Raw genomic sequence first — 17,281 nt, 5'->3', positions numbered from 1 at the left:
GGCCGTCCGCCGCGCGGGGCACTGCCGCCATTCGCGCAGCATCCGCTCGCGCCGGGCGGATGCTGGTGCCCCCCGATAGATCCAAGTGCCACCGCACCGCACAACCTCCGCGATTCGCGCAACCTCAGTCGCATGCGCCCGAATCGCTCTGACTCGGCGCTGATCGCAGAGGTTGCGACAAGGAGCCCGCCGGGGCGTCGGGCTTCGCCGCCCCGCTCCGCCAAAGGGCCGCCGCTCCGTACAACCTCAGTCATTCGCGCAACCTCAGTCGCATTGCCCCGGACTCCGCTGAGGTTAGGCGCATCGCCGAAGCTGTGCACGCGCCAGGCCACGCCGGACGCGATGAAGGCCGGCACCCCACGGGGCGCCGGCCTTCCGGCATCCGCTATGCCCGGGTCTTGGTCTTGCGCTTGTCGATGAAGAGCGTCTCGGCCTGTTCGAGCTCCATGCCCTTGGTCTCGGGGATGCGGAAGGCGACGTAGAAGAACGACAGCGCCGCGAACAGCGCGTACATGCCGTAGGTGAGCGGGAGCGACCAGCTCGACATCGCCGGGAACGACACCGTGATGGCGAAGTTGGCGATCCACTGCGCACCCGCGGCGACGCCGAGAGCGCGACCGCGGATACGGCTGGGGAAGATCTCGCCGAGCAGCACCCACACCAGGGGTCCCCACGAGGCGCCGAAACCGACGACGAACAGGTTGGCGGCGACCAGTGCCACGGTGCCCCACGGGGCCGGGAGCGAGACGTCTTCGCCGCTGCCCTGGGCGAAGGTGAACGCCAGGGCCATCGCGCCCAGCGACACGGTCATCAGCACCGAACCGGTGAGGAGGATCGGCTTTCGACCCACCCGGTCGACGAGGAAGATGGCCACCAGGGTGACCAGGACGTTGGTGACCGAGGTGATCACCGAGATGAGCAGCGAGTCGCTCTCCTGGAACCCGACCGCCTTCCAGAGGGTCGTGGAGTAGTAGAAGATCACATTGATGCCGACGAACTGCTGGAACGCCGACAGGATGATGCCGATCCACACGATGCGCTGAAGGCCCAGCACCGGCCCGCGCAGCGACACGTTCGCGTTCTTGCGGTCGGTCTCGATCGCCTGCGTGAGGTCTTTCATCGTCTTCTCGAGGTCCGCGGGCGGCACGAGGCGGGCGAAGATCGAGCGGGCCTCGTCGGTCCGGCCCTTCGCCAGCAGGAACCGCGGGGACTCGGGAACGGTGAACGACAGGATGCCGTAGACAGCCGCCGGCACGACGCCGACGAGGAACATCCACCGCCACGCCTCCATGCCGAGCCACAGCTCGTTGGCCGCGCCGCCCGCACTGTTGGCGAGCACCGCGTCGGAGAGCAGTGCTCCGAAGATGCCGAGCGTGATCGCGAGCTGCTGCAGGGAGGCGAGCGAGCCGCGGATCTGGCGGGGTGCGACCTCGGCGATGTAGGCGGGGGCGACGACCGAGGCGATGCCGATGCCGAGACCGCTCATGACGCGCCAGAGGATCAGATCGGGCACGCTGAAGGTGAGGGCCGCACCGATCGACGAGACGAAGAACAGCACGGCTCCGAGCAGCATGACTTTCAGCCGGCCCCAGCGGTCCGACAGTGCGCCGGCGACCACGGCACCGACGGCGCAGCCGAGGAGGGCGACGGCCACGACGAATCCGGTGAGCACCTGGCTGAGCTCGAAGTTGCTCTCGACGGCATCGACCGCACCGTTGATGACCGAGGAGTCGAACCCGAAGAGGAACCCGCCCACGGCGGCGGCGAGGGAGAGCCCGATCGCTCGTCGCCCGTACGGGCTCCGGAGGGTGAAGGCGTTGGAGGGGATCGACTGCGTCTGACTCACCCGCCCACGCTACTCCCGCCCCTCACGGCGGAGGGGTTCTGGCGGTGCCCTGACTACAGTGGAACAATGCCCGTTTCCCTGCTCGGTGCCGCCGAGATCCGTCGGCTCGCCGCCGAGCTCGACGTCACCCCGACCAAGAAGCTCGGGCAGAATTTCGTCGTCGACGCCAACACCGTGCGCAAGATCGTGCACGCCGCGCGGGTCACGGCATCCGATCGCGTCGTCGAGATCGGGCCGGGACTCGGCTCCCTCACCCTGGCGATCCTGGAGACCGGCGCCTCGGTGGTCGCGGTCGAGATCGACCACCGGCTCGCGGAGCGCCTGCCCGCGACCGCGGCGGCGCACGACGTGCCCGCCGACCGCCTCACGGTGATCGACGCCGACGCCCTGCGCGTCGACGATCTGCCGGGGGAACCGGGCGTGCTCGTCGCCAACCTGCCTTATAACGTCTCGGTGCCCGTACTGCTGCACTTCCTCGAGACCTTCTCCTACCTCGAGCGCGGGGTCGTCATGGTGCAGGCCGAGGTGGGGGAGCGGCTCGCCGCCCCGCCCGGCTCGAAGATCTACGGCGCACCGAGCGTCAAGGCCGCGTGGTACGGCTCGTGGCGCCTGGCGGGGACGGTGTCGCGGCAGGTGTTCTGGCCCGTCCCGAACGTCGACAGCGTGCTGGTCGGCTTCGATCGGGATGCCGAGCCCCGCGGCACCGAGGAGCACCGGCGCCGCACTTTCCAGATCGTGGATGCCGCCTTCCAGCAGCGCCGCAAGATGCTGCGGCAGGCGCTCGCGGGCGTGCTGGGCGGCACGGCCGCCCAGGCCTCGGCGATGCTCGAGCAGGCGGGCGTCGACCCGACGCTGCGCGGCGAGCAGCTGACGGTCGACGATTACGCCCGGATCGCCGCCCTCTGACACCGGCCGGGGCCCGTGTGCCCCGGCGCCGCCCGCGGTCGCCTTCCCCCGCCGCGGCCCGCCGTCGCCTTCCCCCGGCGCGACCCGCCGTCGCCTTCCCCGGCGCCGCCCGCGCGCCCACGCCGCCCGCGCGCTTACGCCGCTCGCTCGCCCCGTCGCGTGGTCGAGATGACCCGTCGTCGCCGAGATGGCGCGCTTTCGCCGCGGTAATCCGGTCGTCTCGTGAACCGGGCGTGATCTCCCGGACCCGGACCCCGTCGCCGGGCCCGGCGCAGCCGAGAGCCGCACGCGGACGCGCGGATGAATCTTCGTCAGGGTGAATTACCGACGTGTTCATCACGCGTTCGCGAAACATGTCGGTAACATTTCGAGGCACCGGGAGCATCACGCCGGTGACGAGGCCGCACCCGACGGCCCGAGAGGACCTCGAGATGCGCTACTCCGAATACCCCCGTGCCGAACGCGTGCTGCTGCACCTGAGCGACACCCACCTGCGTGCCGGTGGCTCACCCCTGTACGACAGCGTCGACTCCGAGGCTTACCTCGCCCGCGCGGTGGCGGCCATCGACGAGTCGGGCATTCGGCCGAGCGCCCTGGTGTTCACGGGCGACCTCGCCGATTTCGGCGAAGCCGACGCGTACGAGCGTGTCCGCGCGCTGGTGGAGCCGCTCGCCGAGCGTCTGGGGACGCGGGTGGTCTGGGTCATGGGAAACCACGATGACCGCACGGCCTTCCGCGCGAGCCTCCTGCCCGGCGACGGCGCTGATCCCACCGCGCCGGTCGACCGCGTCGACGAGTTCGACGGCCTGCGCATCGTCACCCTCGACACGTCGGTGCCGGGCGCGCACCACGGCGAGGTCAGCGCCGAGCAGCTGACGTGGCTCGCCGAGGTGCTCGCCACCCCCGCCCCTCTCGGGACGATCCTCGCGATGCACCACCCGCCGGTGCCGAGCGTCCTCGATCTGGCCGCATCGGTCGAGCTACGCGATCAGCGCAGTCTCGCCGCCGTCCTGCGCGGGAGCGACGTCCGCGCGATCCTCGCCGGTCACCTGCACTACTCGACGTTCGCCACGTTCGCCGGCATTCCCGTGTCGGTGGCCTCCGCCACCTGCTACACGCAAGACCTCATGGTGCCGGTCGGGGGAACGCGCCCGCAGGACGCGGCGCAGGGCTTCAACATCGTCCACGTGTACGACGAGACCGTCGTGCACTCGGTCGTCCCTCTCGGGGCCGCCGAAGCCCTGCAGTACGTCGACGCCGCCGAGTCGCAGCGACGCCTGCGTGCGGCCGGGGTCATGGTCCCGGCCACGCGCGAGCTCAGTGGACGGGTGTCGCCGCCGACGACGCCGCTGCCGATCCTGCGCTGACCGCCGGCTTCTCCCAGGGGGCCGCGACCGGGAAGTACCGTTCGAGGCACGCTCGCAGAGCCGGGACGCGAACCTCTTCGGGGATCTCGGGCACGCTGCCGTCGTTGAGGCAGAACATGTCGGTGTCGCGACGTGTGACGAGTCGCTCCATGGTGCGCAGGGAGTCGAGCTGGGTGGTCTGCACGTACCGGGTTCGGGGCTCGGTCGTCACGATCGCGCGACCGGTCGCCAGCGCGTAGTAGTGGTAGAGGCTGTTCGTGACCGATATGTCGGTCGCGGAGCGGAAGCGGCTCGCCGCGGTGCGGGCGTAGTCGTCGGCGAACTCCTGCTCCAGTTCGGCCGCGACCGAGCGGCGCAGCGGGGTGGCGCAGTGCTCGAGGTCGAGCGTGATGACGCGGCCGAAGCGCTCCTTCAGCAGGGCGCGGTTCACGCGCAGGCCGTTGTCGTGCCCCGACCGATCGACGTGCGAGGGGCCACTGCCAATGCGCACGCCGCTCTCGACGAAACGGCTCACGCCGCCACCGCTGAAGAAGAGCTCCGGTGTCACGGGGCGCCCGAAGAACATGTCGTCGTTGCTGTAGAGGAAGTGCTCGGCCAGACCCGGGATGCGGTGCAGCTGCGCCTCGACCGCGTGGGAGTTGTGCGTGGGGAGCACCGAGGGGTCGGCGAAGAACTCCTCGCTGCGCACGATCGTCACCTTGGGGTGATCCGCGAGCCATTCCGGGGTGGGGGAGTCGGTGGCGATGAAGATGCGGCGCACCCACGGGGCGTACATGTGCACACTCCGCAGCGCGTAACGCAGCTCGTCGACCTGGCGGTACCGGGCGGCGTTGTCGTCGCCGTCGCCGACGACGTACCCCTTCATGCGGGCGGCGCGCTGCCGCTGGAACTCGCTGGACGACCCGTCGACCCACGAGAAGATCATGTCGACATCGGCGGTGAACTCATTGGGGTGCGGGTCGAACATGCCCGAGATCGTCTCCCACCGGCGTCCGTAACGTTCCACCTCGACGAGGTCGAGGTCGGCTGCGGCGAAGCGGCGGCGGCTCAGGGCGCTCGGGCGGGGCGCTTCGATGGTCTTCTCGCCGAACCGCCAGAGCTCGAGGCGCGGGGCGAGCGACGCGCCGTAGCGGTACGAGCCCTCCGTCGAGGTGCGGGGGCGGAAGACGGCGTAGGCCTGGACGGATCCGGCGGAGGGATGCACGCTGTGCGCGGGCACGGGGTCTTCACCACGGGCCTTCATGTAGACCGGGCCGAGCTCGGGGTCGCGCAGCGCCTCGATCGCGGCTTCGGCGTGGGTCGTGTCGACGACGAGCTTGGGGCGGCGGTTCGCGTCGCGCACCAGCAGGACACGGATGCCCGCGGCTTCGATCGCGGCGGCGGCGGTCAACAGGTCTTCCTGTTCGGCGATGGCCGGTGTGGCGGTGTCGTCGACCATGTGCAGGATGCCGTCGTGCATCCGGATATCCGGGCGGGACAGCAGCGCGCGCCAGGGGTCGGCGTCGATCGACAGGGGGACCATCGGGCGCATGCTGCCTCCGCGGGGGTAGGGGACGGTATCCGGTCACCGTACGGTTCCGGGGTTTCGAAGACGTTTCGGCAGCGGCGACGAACGTCGGGGAGCGGAGCGCTACTGTCGAAGAGTGACTCAGATCGCTCGCTCCGGACCGGACCTACCCGTACCGACTGGGGAGCGGCGGGGGGCCTCGGGCCGAAGCATCAGTCTCGCACACGCGGGCAGCGGCGGGCGAGCGGGGGCGGGAGAACGGCGATGACGACGCACACCCCGGCATCCGTGCGCGTCCGAGCGCCCGGAAAGATCAACGTCTTCCTCGAGGTCGGCGACGTGCAGGACGACGGTTACCACGAACTCGCGACCGCGTTCCAGGCGGTGTCCCTCTACGAGGAGATGACGGCGACGCCCGCCGATGACATCTCGCTCGACGTGTCGGCGCGCGGTCCCGTCGACATCGACGGCGTCCCCACCGACGACCGCAACCTCGCCATCCGCGCCGCCCGCTTGTTGGCGCAGACCGCGGGAGTGGACCGCGGTGCCCACCTGTCGATCCGCAAGGCGGTACCCGTGGCCGGCGGGATGGGCGGAGGGTCCGCGGACGCGGCCGCCGCGCTGGTCGCGTGCGACGCCCTGTGGGGGCTGGGGATGCCGATGAGCGAGCTCTCCCGCCTCGCCGCCCGTCTCGGTGCCGACGTGCCGTTCGCCCTGATGGGCGGTACGGCGGTGGGCACCGGTCGCGGAGACGAACTGAGTCCGGCACTGGCCCGCGGCCGGTTCGACTGGGTCCTCGTGCCCAACGACGTGGGTATGTCGACGCCGATCGTCTACGGCGAGCTCGACGCCCATCGCGAGCGTCACGCGGTCGACATCGGCCCCGCCCCACGGGTGCCCGCCGTCGACTCCGATGTGCTGCACGCGCTCCGGCAGGGTGACGCGAAGATGCTCGCGGCGACACTGCGCAATGATTTGCAAGCTCCGGCGCTGCACCTGCGGCCCGATCTGGCGCGCGTGCTCGAACGGGGCGAGAGTTCGGGCGCCCTCGCCGGCCTCGTCTCGGGCTCCGGTCCCACCCTCGCCTTCCTCACCGCCGACGAGGCGTCCGCGATAGACCTTCAGGTGACGCTGAGCGCGGCGGGGCTCGTCGCGCTGCACGTGCACGGTCCCGTGCCGGGAGCGCGCGTGGTCTGACGCCGACGACGGATGCCGGTCCCGTCGACGGGCTCAGGGGCCCAAGTTGCGGCTCGGTGACCCGTGTTGCGGCCCAGGGATCCGGTAGAACGCTTCGGGACCGCCCAGCGAGGGTGGCCCACCCTGTCGACGTCATCCGCCATTTCCGCGGGCACCATAACCCAGGTCGACATACGGGGCAATGTTCAGATGGCGGGATCGCTTGCTCGCTACCCTCGTCCGAGGTGGTTCGCCACCGCTGGGTGCCGTGCCCGCGGGGCGCCACGAAGGGGGTATCCCATGAAGGCAGTGCTCGACGGCGTCGTGATCGCCGAAGCCGACCGCGACGACCTGGCATCGATCGAGGGCAACTGGTACTTCCCGCCGCAGGCCGTCCGCGACGGCGCTCTGCAGCAGAGCCCCACTCCGTACACGTGCCCCTGGAAGGGCGCCGCGCAGTACTGGAACATCTCGCTCGACGGTGCCGAGCTCCCCGACGGCGCGTGGTCGTATCCCGACCTCTACCCGGGGGCCACGGAGCGCGTCGGCAAGGACTTCGCCGGATTCGTCGCGTTCGACCGCAAGGTCGTGGTCTCCGACTGAGGTCGGGCACTCACATGATCGAATTCTCCGCCGTCTCGAAGGTGTTTCCCGACGGCACGCACGCCGTCGACGATTTCCACCTCGTCATCCCCTCGCGCCGGACCACCGTTTTCGTCGGGTCGTCCGGCTGCGGCAAGACGACGCTGCTGCGCATGATCAACCGCATGGTCGAGCCCTCGTCGGGCACGATCGCGATCGACGGTGCCGACATCGGCGGCAAGCCCGCCGTGCAGTTGCGCCGGAGCATCGGCTACGTCATGCAGAACTCGGGCCTGCTGCCGCATTTCACCGTGGCCGACAACATCTCCACGGTGCCGGTGCTGCAGGGGCAGAGCCGAAAGGCTGCCCGAGCCCGAGCCCTCGAGCTCATGACCACCGTGGGCCTCGACACTGCGATGGCCGACCGGTACCCGAGCCAGCTCTCGGGCGGTCAGCAGCAGCGCGTGGGCGTGGCTCGCGGCCTCGCGGCCGACCCCAACATCCTGCTCATGGACGAGCCGTTCGGCGCCGTCGACCCGATCGTGCGCGACGAACTGCAGCAGGAGCTCATCCGCCTGCAGCGCGACATCGGTAAGACGATCGTCTTCGTCACGCACGACATCGACGAGGCGTTCCTGCTCGGCGACCAGGTGGTGATCCTCGAGAAGGGGGCGAAGATCGCCCAGGTCGGCACCCCCAGCGAGATCATCGAGAACCCCGCGAGCGATTTCGTGGCCAGCTTCATCGGCGCCGAGCGAGGCAAGCGCGCGTTGCACTTGAAGCAGACCCCCACCGGAACGGTCGTGGTCGATGCCGAGGGTCGCACGCAGGGCGCGCTGAGAGACGAGTCGGTGTCGTGACCTGGCTGTGGGGGAACTTCCCCCTGGTGCTGGATCTGACGCTCAACCACATCCGGTTGAGCATCATCCCGATCGTGCTCGGTTTCGTCATCGCCGTCCCGCTCGGGCGCCTCACGCTGACCAGCAGGTACGCGCGAGCGACGACGATCACGGCGATGAGCCTGCTCTACACGATCCCCTCGCTGCCGCTGTTCGTGATCCTCCCCGCGATCATCGGTACGCGTGTGCTGAGCGACACGAACCTCATCGTGGCCCTGACCATCTACGCCGTCGCGATCATGGTGCGCGCCACCTCCGATGCCTTCTTCTCGGTCTCGGCCGACACCAAGCAGGCCGCCACCGCGATGGGCTTCTCGGGGTGGCGCCGCTTCTGGCAGGTCGAGTTCCCGCTCGCCGGCCCCGTGATGCTCGCGGGACTCCGCGTCGTGTCGGTGTCGACGATCGCCCTCGTCTCGGTGGGCGTGCTCATCGGCTCCGAGAACCTCGGCTACCTCTTCACCAACGGCAAGCAGCGCAACAACCTCGAAGAGGTGGGCGTCGGCATCATCGCCACGCTTCTCATCGCGCTGCTGTTCGACCTGATCCTGGTCGCGCTGGGGCGAATCCTCATGCCGTGGGCGCGCGTCGACCGCGCCGCCAACCGCCGTTCCAAGCGGGCCGCCGTCGTCGCCCCGATCGCGGGCGGCGACGCATCACCCGTCGCCGTGGGCGAGTCGGCATCCACCGGTGCAGGGGGGCGCTCGTGAACCTCTTCCTCAACGCCTTCGCGTGGATCTTCGACCCCCAGAACTGGCAGCCCGGCGGCATCTCGCCCCTGCCGATCCAGGATCGCCTGCTCGAGCACCTGCTCTACACGGTCGTCGCCGTCGTGATCGCCGCGGCCATCGCCCTGCCGCTCGGCTTCTACATCGGGCACACCGGCAAGGGGCGGCAGTTCGTCATCGGCTTCACCGGCGCCATGCGCGCCCTGCCGACGCTCGGCGTGCTGTTCTTCCTGACGATGGTGCTCGGCTCGCTCGTGAAGGGCGCGTCGGGCGTGTTCTGGGGCACGATCGTCGCCCTCGTCATCCTGGCTATCCCGTCGATCCTCGCCGGTGCGTACGCGGGCCTGGAGTCGGTGTCGCGGACCACGATCGACGCCGCCCGCGCCGTCGGCATGACCGAGATGCAGATCCTCACGCGGGTGGAGATCCCCCTGGCCCTGCCGTTGATCATCGGCGGCCTGCGTGCCGGCACTCTGCAGGTCATCGCCACCGCAGTCATCGCCTCGTATGCCGGCCTCGGCGGTCTCGGCCGCATCATCAGCAGCGGCATCGGCCTCAACGACTACGACCGCATCCTGGGCGGCGCGATCCTCGTCACGGTCTTCGCCCTCGTGGTCGATGCGCTCTTCGCGATCGTCCAGCGCCTCACCAGAATTTCGGGAGCGAGCGCGGGTACTCCTCGCCAGAGCCTCCGTCACCCTTCGCCCCGTCCTGCAACGGCGGCGAGGGCAGCAACACCCATCCCAGAGAGGAATGTCACAGCATGAACATCTTCCGTAAAGGTCGGCTCGCCGTCGGACTCGTCGCCGTAGGCGCGGTCGTCGCGCTCGCCGGCTGCTCGCAGGCCGACCCCACCGCACCCGAGACCAACGCCGGCGGCGGAGACTCGAGCCAGATCATCGTCGGGTCGTTCGCGTTCCCCGAGAGCGAGATCCTCGGCGAGATCTACGCCCAGGCCCTCGAGGCCAAGGGCTTCGATGTCCAGACCAAGTTCAACATCGGCCCGCGTCAGCAGACGATCCCCGCCCTGCAGGACGGCTCGATCAACCTCATCCCCGAGTACAACGGCAACCTGCTCGCGTACTACGACACCGAGTTCACGCAGCGCACGACGGAAGACGTCGACGCGGCGCTCACCGACGCCGTGGCGGCGGACGACCTCGTCGTGTACTCCTCGGCCGAGGCCGAAGACAAGGACGCCTACGTCGTCACCCAGGCCTACGCCGAGGCGAACGGCCTGACCTCGATCGGCGACCTGTCGAAGGTGGGTCCGTTCAGCCTCGGCGCGAACCCCCAGTTCGCGGAGCTCGGTTACGGCATCCCGGGTCTGAAGTCGGTCTACGGCGTGAGCGACGTCACCTTCGTGCCGTACGAGGACTTCGGCGGCCCCGACACCGTCAAGGCGCTCACCGACAACACGGTGCAGGTGGCCGACATCTACACGACCTCGCCCGCCCTGGTGGCCGAGAACCTGCAGGTGCTCGAAGACCCCGAGAACCTCATCGCGGCGCAGAACGTGCTCCCGCTGCTGGCCTCGTCGATCGACACGCCGGAGCTGAAGGAGGCGCTCGACGCCGTCTCGGCCAAGCTGACCACCGACGACCTGATCGCCCTGCGGGACCGCGTCGAGGGCAGCGAGCAGGCATCGGCCTCCACCGCCGCCGCCGACTGGCTGAAGGAGGCGGGCCTGGTCTGACCAGTCCGTTCCCTGCGCGGGGTCGTCCGGTTCTCCGGGCGGCCCCGCGTCGTTGCGTCGGTGCGAGCGCTTCGCACGAGCGAGGCGGGCGGATGCCGGCGCCCCGGGCACCGCGTAGCCTGGGACGGATATGGCACATCTGCTCGGGGGCGAAGCCCTGCACCTGGAATACCCGACCAAGGTCGTCTTCGACGCCGTCTCCCTGGGGGTCGACGAGGGTGACCGGATCGGCATCGTCGGTCGAAACGGCGACGGCAAGTCGAGCCTGCTCGGCATGCTCGCGGGCATCCGCGAACCCGACGGCGGTCGCGTGACGGTGCGCGGCGGAGTGACCGTCGGCGTTCTCGACCAGCAGGACACCCTCGACGACGACGAGACGATCGGCCACGCGGTCGTCGGCGACCGGGCCGAGCACGAGTGGGCGGGAGACGCCCGCACGCGCGACGTGATCGCCGGACTCCTCGGCGACCTGCCGTGGGATGCGCGCCTCGGCGACCTGTCGGGTGGTCAGCGCCGCCGGGTCGCGCTGGCGAAGCTCCTCTCGGGCGACTGGGACGTGCTGTTCCTCGACGAGCCCACCAACCACCTCGACGTCGAAGCCATCACGTGGCTCGCCGCGCATCTGAAGAAGAGATGGGCGCCGAGCGCGGGCGGCCTGCTCGTCGTCACCCACGACCGGTGGTTCCTCGACGAGATCTGCACCGCCACCTGGGAGGTGCACGACCGCACGGTCGAACCCTTCGAGGGGGGTTACGCCGCGTACATCCTGCAGCGTGTCGAGCGCGACCGTCAGGCGGCATCCATCGAACAACGTCGGCAGAACCTCGCGCGCAAAGAGCTGGCCTGGCTGCGCCGGGGAGCACCCGCACGCACATCGAAGCCGAAGTTCCGCATCGACGCGGCGAACGAGCTCATCGCCGACGTGCCCGAGATCCGCGACAAGGTCGCCCTGCAGTCCCTCGCCGTCGCGCGCCTGGGCAAGGACGTGGTCGATCTGCTCGACGCCGGTGTGACCTACGGAGATCACACGGTGCTGAAGGACATCGAATGGCGGATCGCGCCGGGCGAGCGCACCGGCATCCTGGGCGTCAACGGCGCGGGCAAGTCGACGCTGCTGAACCTCGTGACCGGCTCCCTCGAACCCACGAGCGGACGCGTGAAGCGGGGCAAGACCGTCAAGGTCGCCACCCTCACCCAGCGCCTCGACGAACTCGAACAGCACATGGACGACCCCGTGCGCGTGGTGATCGCCGGCCTTCGCACCACGTACGCCTTCGGCGCCGGATCCAAGTCGCAGGAGCTCACCCCCGGTCAGTTGCTGGAGCGTCTCGGCTTCTCGAGCGCCCAGCTCTCGACCCCCGTGAAAGATCTCTCGGGTGGTCAGAAGCGGCGCCTGCAGCTCCTGCTCGTGATCCTCGACCAGCCGAACGTGCTCATCCTCGACGAGCCGACCAACGACCTCGACACCGACATGCTCGCCGCGATGGAAGACCTGCTCGACTCGTGGTCGGGCACCCTCATCGTCGTCTCGCATGACCGCTACTTCCTCGAGCGCGTCACCGACCAGCAGTACGCGATCCTCGACGCACGTCTCCGCCACCTCCCGGGCGGCGTCGACGAGTACCTGCGCCTGCGGGCGATCCAGGATGCCGAGCCCTCCCGTCCCGCGGCATCCGGAAGCGCCCCGCGAGCTCCCGGCCTGCAGGGCGCGGAGCTGCGCGCGGCGCAGAAGGAGGCGTCGGCCACCGAGCGGCGCATCGAGAAGCTGCAGCAGCAGATCGACAGGGCCAAGGCGGCGCTCGCCGAGCACGATCAGGCGGACTACGTCGGCCTCGGCAAAGAGATGCAGCGGATCTCGACGCTCGAGGCCGAGCGCGACGATCTCGAGATGCAGTGGTTCGAGTTGACCGAGGCGATCGGCTGAGCCCGCGCCTGTGACCCGCCGAGGAACGGAGGAGATTCCGGGAACGGAGGGCCGGGTGCCCGGCATCCATCCTCCGCTCCCGGAATCTCCTTCCCGGACCCGGACCCGGACGCGGACCCGGACCGGACCCGGACGCGGACCCGGACGCGGAGGCGGCGCGACCACGCCTCAGTGCACCGCGTACTCCAGCACGACGATGAACAGGCCGAGGCAGGCCGTGGAGAAGGCCCCGACGATGCGCATCACGAGGTGCGCCTTGCGACGGGCGTAGGCGAAATAGCCCAGCACGCCCAGGACGACGAAGGTCACCCATCCGCAGAGCTCGGCGGCGTCGTCGACCGACATGCCGGCGGCGTCGGCGAAGACGAGCGCGAGCACCGACGGCACCGATGCGTAGAGCATGCCGGCGCCATGACGGATGCCGTCGGCGGTGGCGTGGCGGAGTCCGTGCTCCGCGTGCTGGGTGAGGGTGTGCGCGAACACGTGGGCGATGAAGAAGACCACGAGCGAGCTGGAGGCGCTCAGCAGCACCTCGCCCACCGTCTCGGCGTGGTCGTCGGCGATCGTGACGAACGCGGCGAAGACGATCAGGCCGTAGATGGCGGCGGGGGAGCGGAAGCGCACGTCGAACCAGGCGCGCACACCGTCCCACCGCGACGGCGAGCCGACCTCGGTGCTCACGCGTCGAACCCCAGGCTGAGCTTGCGCAGAAGGGTCGCCAGTCGGTCGCGATCGCCGCGCGAAAGGCCCTCGAGCAGCAGGGCCTCGGCGTCGACGAGGCGGGTGATGGCGGCATCCACGCGAACGCGGCCGTCTTCGGTCAAGGTCACCAGAATGCTCCGTCCGTCACCCGGGTCGGCCTTGCGCCGCACGAACCGTCGGGCGACGAGACGGTCGATGCGATTGGTCATGGTGCCGCTGGAGACGAGGGTCTGCTGCAGCAGCTGCTTGGGGCTCAGCTGGTAGGGCTCGCCGGCCCGCCGCAGCGCCGACAGCACGTCCCACTCCCACGACTCGATGTCGCTGCGACGGAACGCCTCTTTGCGGGCGATGTCGAGGTGCCGCGACAATCGCGCGACGCGAGACAGCACCTCGAGGGGCGAGAAATCGAGGTCGGGGCGCTGGCGGACCCACGCATCGACGATGCGGTCGACCTCGTCGCTGTCCCCGTTCACCGTCTCATTATGGCGGCCCGGGTGCCGTGACGCGGGTGCGGGGGCGCGCCGTCTGGCAGACTTGACCGGTGCCCGCGGGCACGGTCCGCCGTGGTGTAACGGCAGCACGACAGCCTTTGGAGCTGTTAGGTCCAGGTTCGAATCCTGGCGGCGGAGCATGACTTCCACCACCGAGCTCGCCGTCGTCGTCCTCGCTGCGGGTCAGGGCACCCGCATGCGCTCGCGCCTGCCCAAGGTGCTGCACCCGGTGGGCGGCAGGCCGTTGGTCGGCCACGTGCTCGACACCGCGGCATCCCTGGACCCTGCCCGCATCGTCGTGGTCGTGCGGCACGAGCGCGAGCTCGTCGCCGAGACGGTGGCCGAGCTGGCTCCCGGGGTGATCGTCGTCGATCAGGACGAGGTGCCCGGAACGGGCCGCGCGGTCGAGGCCGCCCTCGGGGCCCTCGAGGGTTTCGAGGGCGACGTGCTCGTGCTCAGCGCCGACGTGCCGCTGCTCGAGACCGGCACGCTCACCGAATTGCTCGCGACGCACCGCACGGGCGGCACGGCCGTGACGCTGCTGAGCGCGCGGGTCGACCAGCCGTTCGGCTACGGCCGCATCCTGCGCGACGACACCGACGGCGTCCGCCGCGTCGTCGAGCAGAAGGACGCCAGCGCCGACGAGGCCGCCGTCACCGAGATCAATGTCGGCGTCTACGTCTTCCGGTCCTCGCCGCTGCGCACGCAGCTCGCGCTCGTGGGCACCGAGAACGCGCAGGGCGAGAAGTACCTGACCGACGTGATCGGCCTGCTGCGTGACGCGCAGCTCGGGGTGGCGGCATCCGTCACCTCCGACGCGTCCGCCGCACTGGGCGTGAACGACCGCGTGCAGCTGTCCGAGGCCGGTCGCACGCTCAACGCGCGCACGGTGCGCCGGTGGCAGCTCGAGGGCGTCACCGTGGTCGACCCCGCCACCACCTGGATCGACACGACCGCGACCCTCGCGCCCGACGTCACGATCCTGCCCAACACCCACGTGCGCGGTGCGACGGTCATCGCCTCGGGCGCCACCGTCGGCCCCGACACGAGCCTGGTCGATTGCGAGATCGGCGAAGGTGCCACCGTCACCCGGACCGACGGCACCCTCGCGGTGGTCGAGGCGGGCGCCACCGTCGGACCGTTCGCGTATCTCCGCGCCAACGCGCGGGTGGGCGTCAAGGGGAAGGTCGGCACGTTCGTCGAGGTCAAGAACTCCTCGATCGGCGAGGGCAGCAAGGTCCCGCACCTGTCGTACATCGGCGACACCGACATCGGCCGGGGCGTGAACCTGGGCGCCGGAGCAATCACCGCCAATTACGACGACATCGCCAAGCACCGCACGGTGATCGGCGACGAGGTGCACAGCGGTTCGCACAACGTCTTCGTCGCGCCGGTTACGATTGGGGACGGCGCCAAAACGGGCGCCGGCGCGGTCATCCGCAAGGACGTTCCGGCCGGTGCACTGGCACTCAGCGTGGCACCCCAGCGCAACATCGAGGGGTGGGTCGAGAAGAACCGACCGGGCACCGCAGCAGCCGACGTGGCAGCGCGGGCTCGGGCTGAACAGGAAGCGGCCGATGGCTCGTAAGAAGAATCGTGTAGATCTCGACCGCGACAACGGCATCGCCCCCGGGCTGGTCGCCAAGACGAAGAAGCGCCTCGTCGTCGCCTCGGGGCGTTCTCACCCCGATGTCGCCGCGCAGGTCGCCCACCATCTGGGTACCGAACTCGCCCCCACCGAGCACCGCACCTTCGCATCGGGTGAGATCTACACCCGTTTCGAGGTGTCGATCCGCGGCTGCGACGTCTTCGTCATCCAGTCGTTCGGTCCGCCGGTGAACGAGTGGCTGATGGAGCTGCTCATCATGCTCGACGCGCTCAAACGCGCCTCGGCCAAGCGCATCACCGTCGTCGCGCCGTACTACCCGTACTCGCGTCAAGACAAGAAGGGCCGCGGTCGCGAGCCCATCAGCGCCCGCCTGGTCGCCGACCTGCTCAAGACCGCCGGCGCCGACCGCATCATGAGCGTCGACCTGCACGCCGCGCAGATCCAGGGCTTCTTCGACGGTCCCGTCGACCACCTCTTCGCCAAGCCCGTGCTGCTCGAGCACTTCGAGCAGAAGCTCACCGGAGAAGACCGCGAGACCCTGACGGTCGTCTCGCCCGATATGGGTCGCGTCCGCGTCGCCGACACCTGGTCCGACAGCCTCGGAGCGCCGCTGGCGATCATCCACAAGCGCCGCGACCCCAAGGTCGCCAACCAGGTCTCGGTGCACGAGATCGTCGGTGACGTGAAGGGGCGCACCTGCCTCCTCGTCGACGACATGATCGACACGGGCGGCACGATCCAGAAAGCCGCTCAGGCGCTCAAGGCGAGCGGTGCGCGCAAGGTCATCGTCGCCGCGACCCACGCGATCTTCAGCGACCCGGCCACCGAACGGCTCCAGGATGCCGCGATCGACGAGGTCGTGGTCACCGACACCGTTCCGCTACCCGCCGAGCGCCGCTTCGAGCGACTGACGGTGCTGCCGATCGCCCCGCTGCTGGCCCGTGCGATCCACGAGGTCTTCGAGGACGGCTCGGTCACGAGCATGTTCGGCGGCGACGCGTAGGCGTCCGTCCCTTCCGGCTCAGCCGCCTTCCGTTCCGGGAGGCGGCTGAATCCGTCTCGGCGGGGCCGTCCGAGCCTGCGTCGTCTCCCGGTCCCGTCTCGGGTGAAGGTGGCTGAGTTCGTCGACGTCACCGGTCCCTTCGACACGCTCAGGGACATCCTTCGCGATGGCGGGCCGGAGTGCGACGGGGAGCTTCGCCGTGGGGCAGGTCGATGCGGGCGACGAGGCCCGTTTCGCATCGGCCGCTCACAGCCGGCGCAAAAGAATGAACCGGGCTGCCGTCAAGGTCGTGTCCCTACCGTGAGCACGAACGAACGAGCTCGGCACGACCGAAGGAGGACCCTCATGATCCGCACCACAGCCGTACCCCGTCCCGTCCGCATCGGCACCGCACTGCTGGGAGTCGCCGGCATCGTCACCCTGGCCGGCTGCGCCGGTGGGACGACGAGCGACGCCGCCGCTCCCGCACCGGTCGAGACGACCGCGGCCCCCGCGGCGACCTCGGCGCCCAGTGAGAGCGCCGCCACGGGCAGCGCCGCGACGTCGGGCACCTACGCCGACGGCACCTACGAGGCCACCGGCCAGTACGCCACCCCCGAGAGCGTCGAGACCGTCGACGTCACCCTCACCCTCGCGGGCGACACCATCACCGACGTGACGGTGACGGGTGACCCGCAGGCGGCCGAGTCGCGGCGCTACCAGAGCGAGTTCATCGGTGGCATCGCCGGCGAGGTCGTCGGCAAGAAGCTCGACGAGATCTCGGTGAGCAAGGTGGCCGGTTCGTCGCTGACCAGCGGCGGCTTCAACAACGCCGTCGAGACCATCAAGACCGAGGCCAAGGCCTGACG

16 protein-coding genes and 1 tRNA gene are annotated in these 17,281 nt (G+C 69.9%); 13 read left to right on the top strand and 4 right to left on the bottom strand.

Annotated elements, in window-relative coordinates; translation table 11 throughout:
- Positions 1-385: 385 nt before the first annotated feature.
- Positions 386-1,846: a sugar porter family MFS transporter gene (locus tag QRO03_RS14590; RefSeq protein ID WP_285138217.1), complete on the bottom strand. Its 1,461-nt coding sequence runs from the start codon at positions 1,844-1,846 to the stop codon at positions 386-388.
- A gap of 66 nt (positions 1,847-1,912) precedes the next feature.
- Here QRO03_RS14590 and rsmA point away from each other — a divergent pair, with 66 nt between their 5' ends.
- A complete protein-coding gene (gene rsmA / locus QRO03_RS14585) occupies positions 1,913-2,752 on the top strand; it encodes a 16S rRNA (adenine(1518)-N(6)/adenine(1519)-N(6))-dimethyltransferase RsmA (protein WP_285138215.1) in 840 nt (279 codons plus the stop codon).
- A 431-nt stretch (positions 2,753-3,183) separates the two neighbouring features.
- On the top strand, positions 3,184-4,119 hold the full coding sequence (locus QRO03_RS14580; RefSeq protein WP_285138213.1) for a phosphodiesterase: 936 nt from the start codon (positions 3,184-3,186) through the stop codon (positions 4,117-4,119).
- Here QRO03_RS14580 and QRO03_RS14575 read toward each other — a convergent pair.
- The gene (locus tag QRO03_RS14575) at positions 4,070-5,650 is read right to left on the bottom strand and encodes a stealth family protein (RefSeq protein WP_285138212.1); all 1,581 of its coding nucleotides are present in this window, start codon (positions 5,648-5,650) and stop codon (positions 4,070-4,072) included. The two genes, QRO03_RS14580 and QRO03_RS14575, sit on opposite strands and share 50 nt — an antisense overlap.
- Before the next feature lie 240 nt (positions 5,651-5,890).
- On the opposite strand from QRO03_RS14575, the gene QRO03_RS14570 reads away from it, so the two are divergent.
- From QRO03_RS14570 to QRO03_RS14540, 7 genes are all read left to right on the top strand, one after another.
- Positions 5,891-6,823: a 4-(cytidine 5'-diphospho)-2-C-methyl-D-erythritol kinase gene (locus QRO03_RS14570; protein WP_285138210.1), complete on the top strand. Its 933-nt coding sequence runs from the start codon at positions 5,891-5,893 to the stop codon at positions 6,821-6,823.
- A gap of 279 nt (positions 6,824-7,102) precedes the next feature.
- Positions 7,103-7,405 carry a DUF427 domain-containing protein gene (locus QRO03_RS14565; RefSeq protein WP_285138209.1) on the top strand — a complete coding sequence of 101 codons (303 nt, stop codon included), beginning with the start codon at positions 7,103-7,105 and terminating at the stop codon, positions 7,403-7,405.
- Positions 7,406-7,419: 14 nt separating this feature from the next.
- Entirely contained in the window at positions 7,420-8,244 is an 825-nt protein-coding gene (locus QRO03_RS14560) for an ABC transporter ATP-binding protein (protein WP_285138207.1), read from the top strand.
- Positions 8,241-8,990 (top strand): ABC transporter permease, encoded by a 750-nt coding sequence (locus tag QRO03_RS14555; protein ID WP_285138205.1) that lies wholly within the window; start codon positions 8,241-8,243, stop codon positions 8,988-8,990. The genes QRO03_RS14560 and QRO03_RS14555 overlap by 4 nt, the downstream gene beginning before the upstream one ends.
- Positions 8,987-9,775, top strand: a complete 789-nt coding sequence (locus QRO03_RS14550) for an ABC transporter permease (protein WP_285138204.1) — start codon at positions 8,987-8,989, stop codon at positions 9,773-9,775. The genes QRO03_RS14555 and QRO03_RS14550 overlap by 4 nt, the downstream gene beginning before the upstream one ends.
- A complete protein-coding gene (locus tag QRO03_RS14545) occupies positions 9,772-10,704 on the top strand; it encodes an ABC transporter substrate-binding protein (RefSeq protein ID WP_285138203.1) in 933 nt (310 codons plus the stop codon). Before QRO03_RS14550 ends, QRO03_RS14545 begins: the two co-directional genes overlap by 4 nt.
- Positions 10,705-10,834: 130 nt before the next feature.
- The gene (locus tag QRO03_RS14540; RefSeq protein ID WP_285138201.1) at positions 10,835-12,628 is read left to right on the top strand and encodes an ABC-F family ATP-binding cassette domain-containing protein; all 1,794 of its coding nucleotides are present in this window, start codon (positions 10,835-10,837) and stop codon (positions 12,626-12,628) included.
- A 168-nt stretch (positions 12,629-12,796) separates the two neighbouring features.
- On the opposite strand, the gene QRO03_RS14535 is transcribed toward QRO03_RS14540, so the two are convergent.
- Together QRO03_RS14535 and QRO03_RS14530 are read right to left on the bottom strand one after the other, a co-directional pair.
- A complete protein-coding gene (locus tag QRO03_RS14535; RefSeq protein WP_285138198.1) occupies positions 12,797-13,309 on the bottom strand; it encodes a hypothetical protein in 513 nt (170 codons plus the stop codon).
- Entirely contained in the window at positions 13,306-13,803 is a 498-nt protein-coding gene (locus QRO03_RS14530) for a MarR family winged helix-turn-helix transcriptional regulator (RefSeq protein ID WP_285138196.1), read from the bottom strand. Before QRO03_RS14530 ends, QRO03_RS14535 begins: the two co-directional genes overlap by 4 nt.
- An 84-nt stretch (positions 13,804-13,887) precedes the next feature.
- On the opposite strand from QRO03_RS14530, the gene QRO03_RS14525 reads away from it, so the two are divergent.
- The 4 genes from QRO03_RS14525 (at position 13,888) to QRO03_RS14510 (ending at position 17,279) form a co-directional block, all read left to right on the top strand.
- Positions 13,888-13,959: transfer RNA gene (locus QRO03_RS14525), tRNA-Gln, on the top strand.
- A 1-nt stretch (position 13,960) separates the two neighbouring features.
- On the top strand, positions 13,961-15,409 hold the full coding sequence (glmU, locus tag QRO03_RS14520) for a bifunctional UDP-N-acetylglucosamine diphosphorylase/glucosamine-1-phosphate N-acetyltransferase GlmU (protein ID WP_285138195.1): 1,449 nt from the start codon (positions 13,961-13,963) through the stop codon (positions 15,407-15,409).
- Positions 15,399-16,433 carry a ribose-phosphate diphosphokinase gene (locus QRO03_RS14515; protein WP_285138194.1) on the top strand — a complete coding sequence of 345 codons (1,035 nt, stop codon included), beginning with the start codon at positions 15,399-15,401 and terminating at the stop codon, positions 16,431-16,433. The genes glmU and QRO03_RS14515 overlap by 11 nt, the downstream gene beginning before the upstream one ends.
- Before the next feature lie 345 nt (positions 16,434-16,778).
- Entirely contained in the window at positions 16,779-17,279 is a 501-nt protein-coding gene (locus QRO03_RS14510; protein ID WP_285138192.1) for an FMN-binding protein, read from the top strand.
- The last annotated feature ends 2 nt before the right edge of the window (positions 17,280-17,281 follow it).

Origin of the sequence: Microbacterium sp. lyk4-40-TSB-66 (assembly GCF_030209475.1) — a bacterium.
Lineage (GTDB): Bacteria > Actinomycetota > Actinomycetes > Actinomycetales > Microbacteriaceae > Microbacterium.
This window is presented reverse-complemented; position numbering and strand designations above follow the sequence as displayed.

Coding starts and splice junctions, on each gene's coding strand:
- QRO03_RS14570 (WP_285138210.1), top strand. CDS start 5,891: ATGACGACGCACACCCCGGCATCCGTGCGCGTCCGAGCGCCCGGAAAG.
- QRO03_RS14540 (WP_285138201.1), top strand. CDS start 10,835: ATGGCACATCTGCTCGGGGGCGAAGCCCTGCACCTGGAATACCCGACC.
- QRO03_RS14510 (WP_285138192.1), top strand. CDS start 16,779: ATGATCCGCACCACAGCCGTACCCCGTCCCGTCCGCATCGGCACCGCA.
- QRO03_RS14545 (WP_285138203.1), top strand. CDS start 9,772: ATGAACATCTTCCGTAAAGGTCGGCTCGCCGTCGGACTCGTCGCCGTA.
- glmU (WP_285138195.1), top strand. CDS start 13,961: ATGACTTCCACCACCGAGCTCGCCGTCGTCGTCCTCGCTGCGGGTCAG.
- QRO03_RS14515 (WP_285138194.1), top strand. CDS start 15,399: ATGGCTCGTAAGAAGAATCGTGTAGATCTCGACCGCGACAACGGCATC.
- rsmA (WP_285138215.1), top strand. CDS start 1,913: ATGCCCGTTTCCCTGCTCGGTGCCGCCGAGATCCGTCGGCTCGCCGCC.
- QRO03_RS14580 (WP_285138213.1), top strand. CDS start 3,184: ATGCGCTACTCCGAATACCCCCGTGCCGAACGCGTGCTGCTGCACCTG.
- QRO03_RS14565 (WP_285138209.1), top strand. CDS start 7,103: ATGAAGGCAGTGCTCGACGGCGTCGTGATCGCCGAAGCCGACCGCGAC.
- QRO03_RS14575 (WP_285138212.1), bottom strand. CDS start 5,650: ATGCGCCCGATGGTCCCCCTGTCGATCGACGCCGACCCCTGGCGCGCG.
- QRO03_RS14560 (WP_285138207.1), top strand. CDS start 7,420: ATGATCGAATTCTCCGCCGTCTCGAAGGTGTTTCCCGACGGCACGCAC.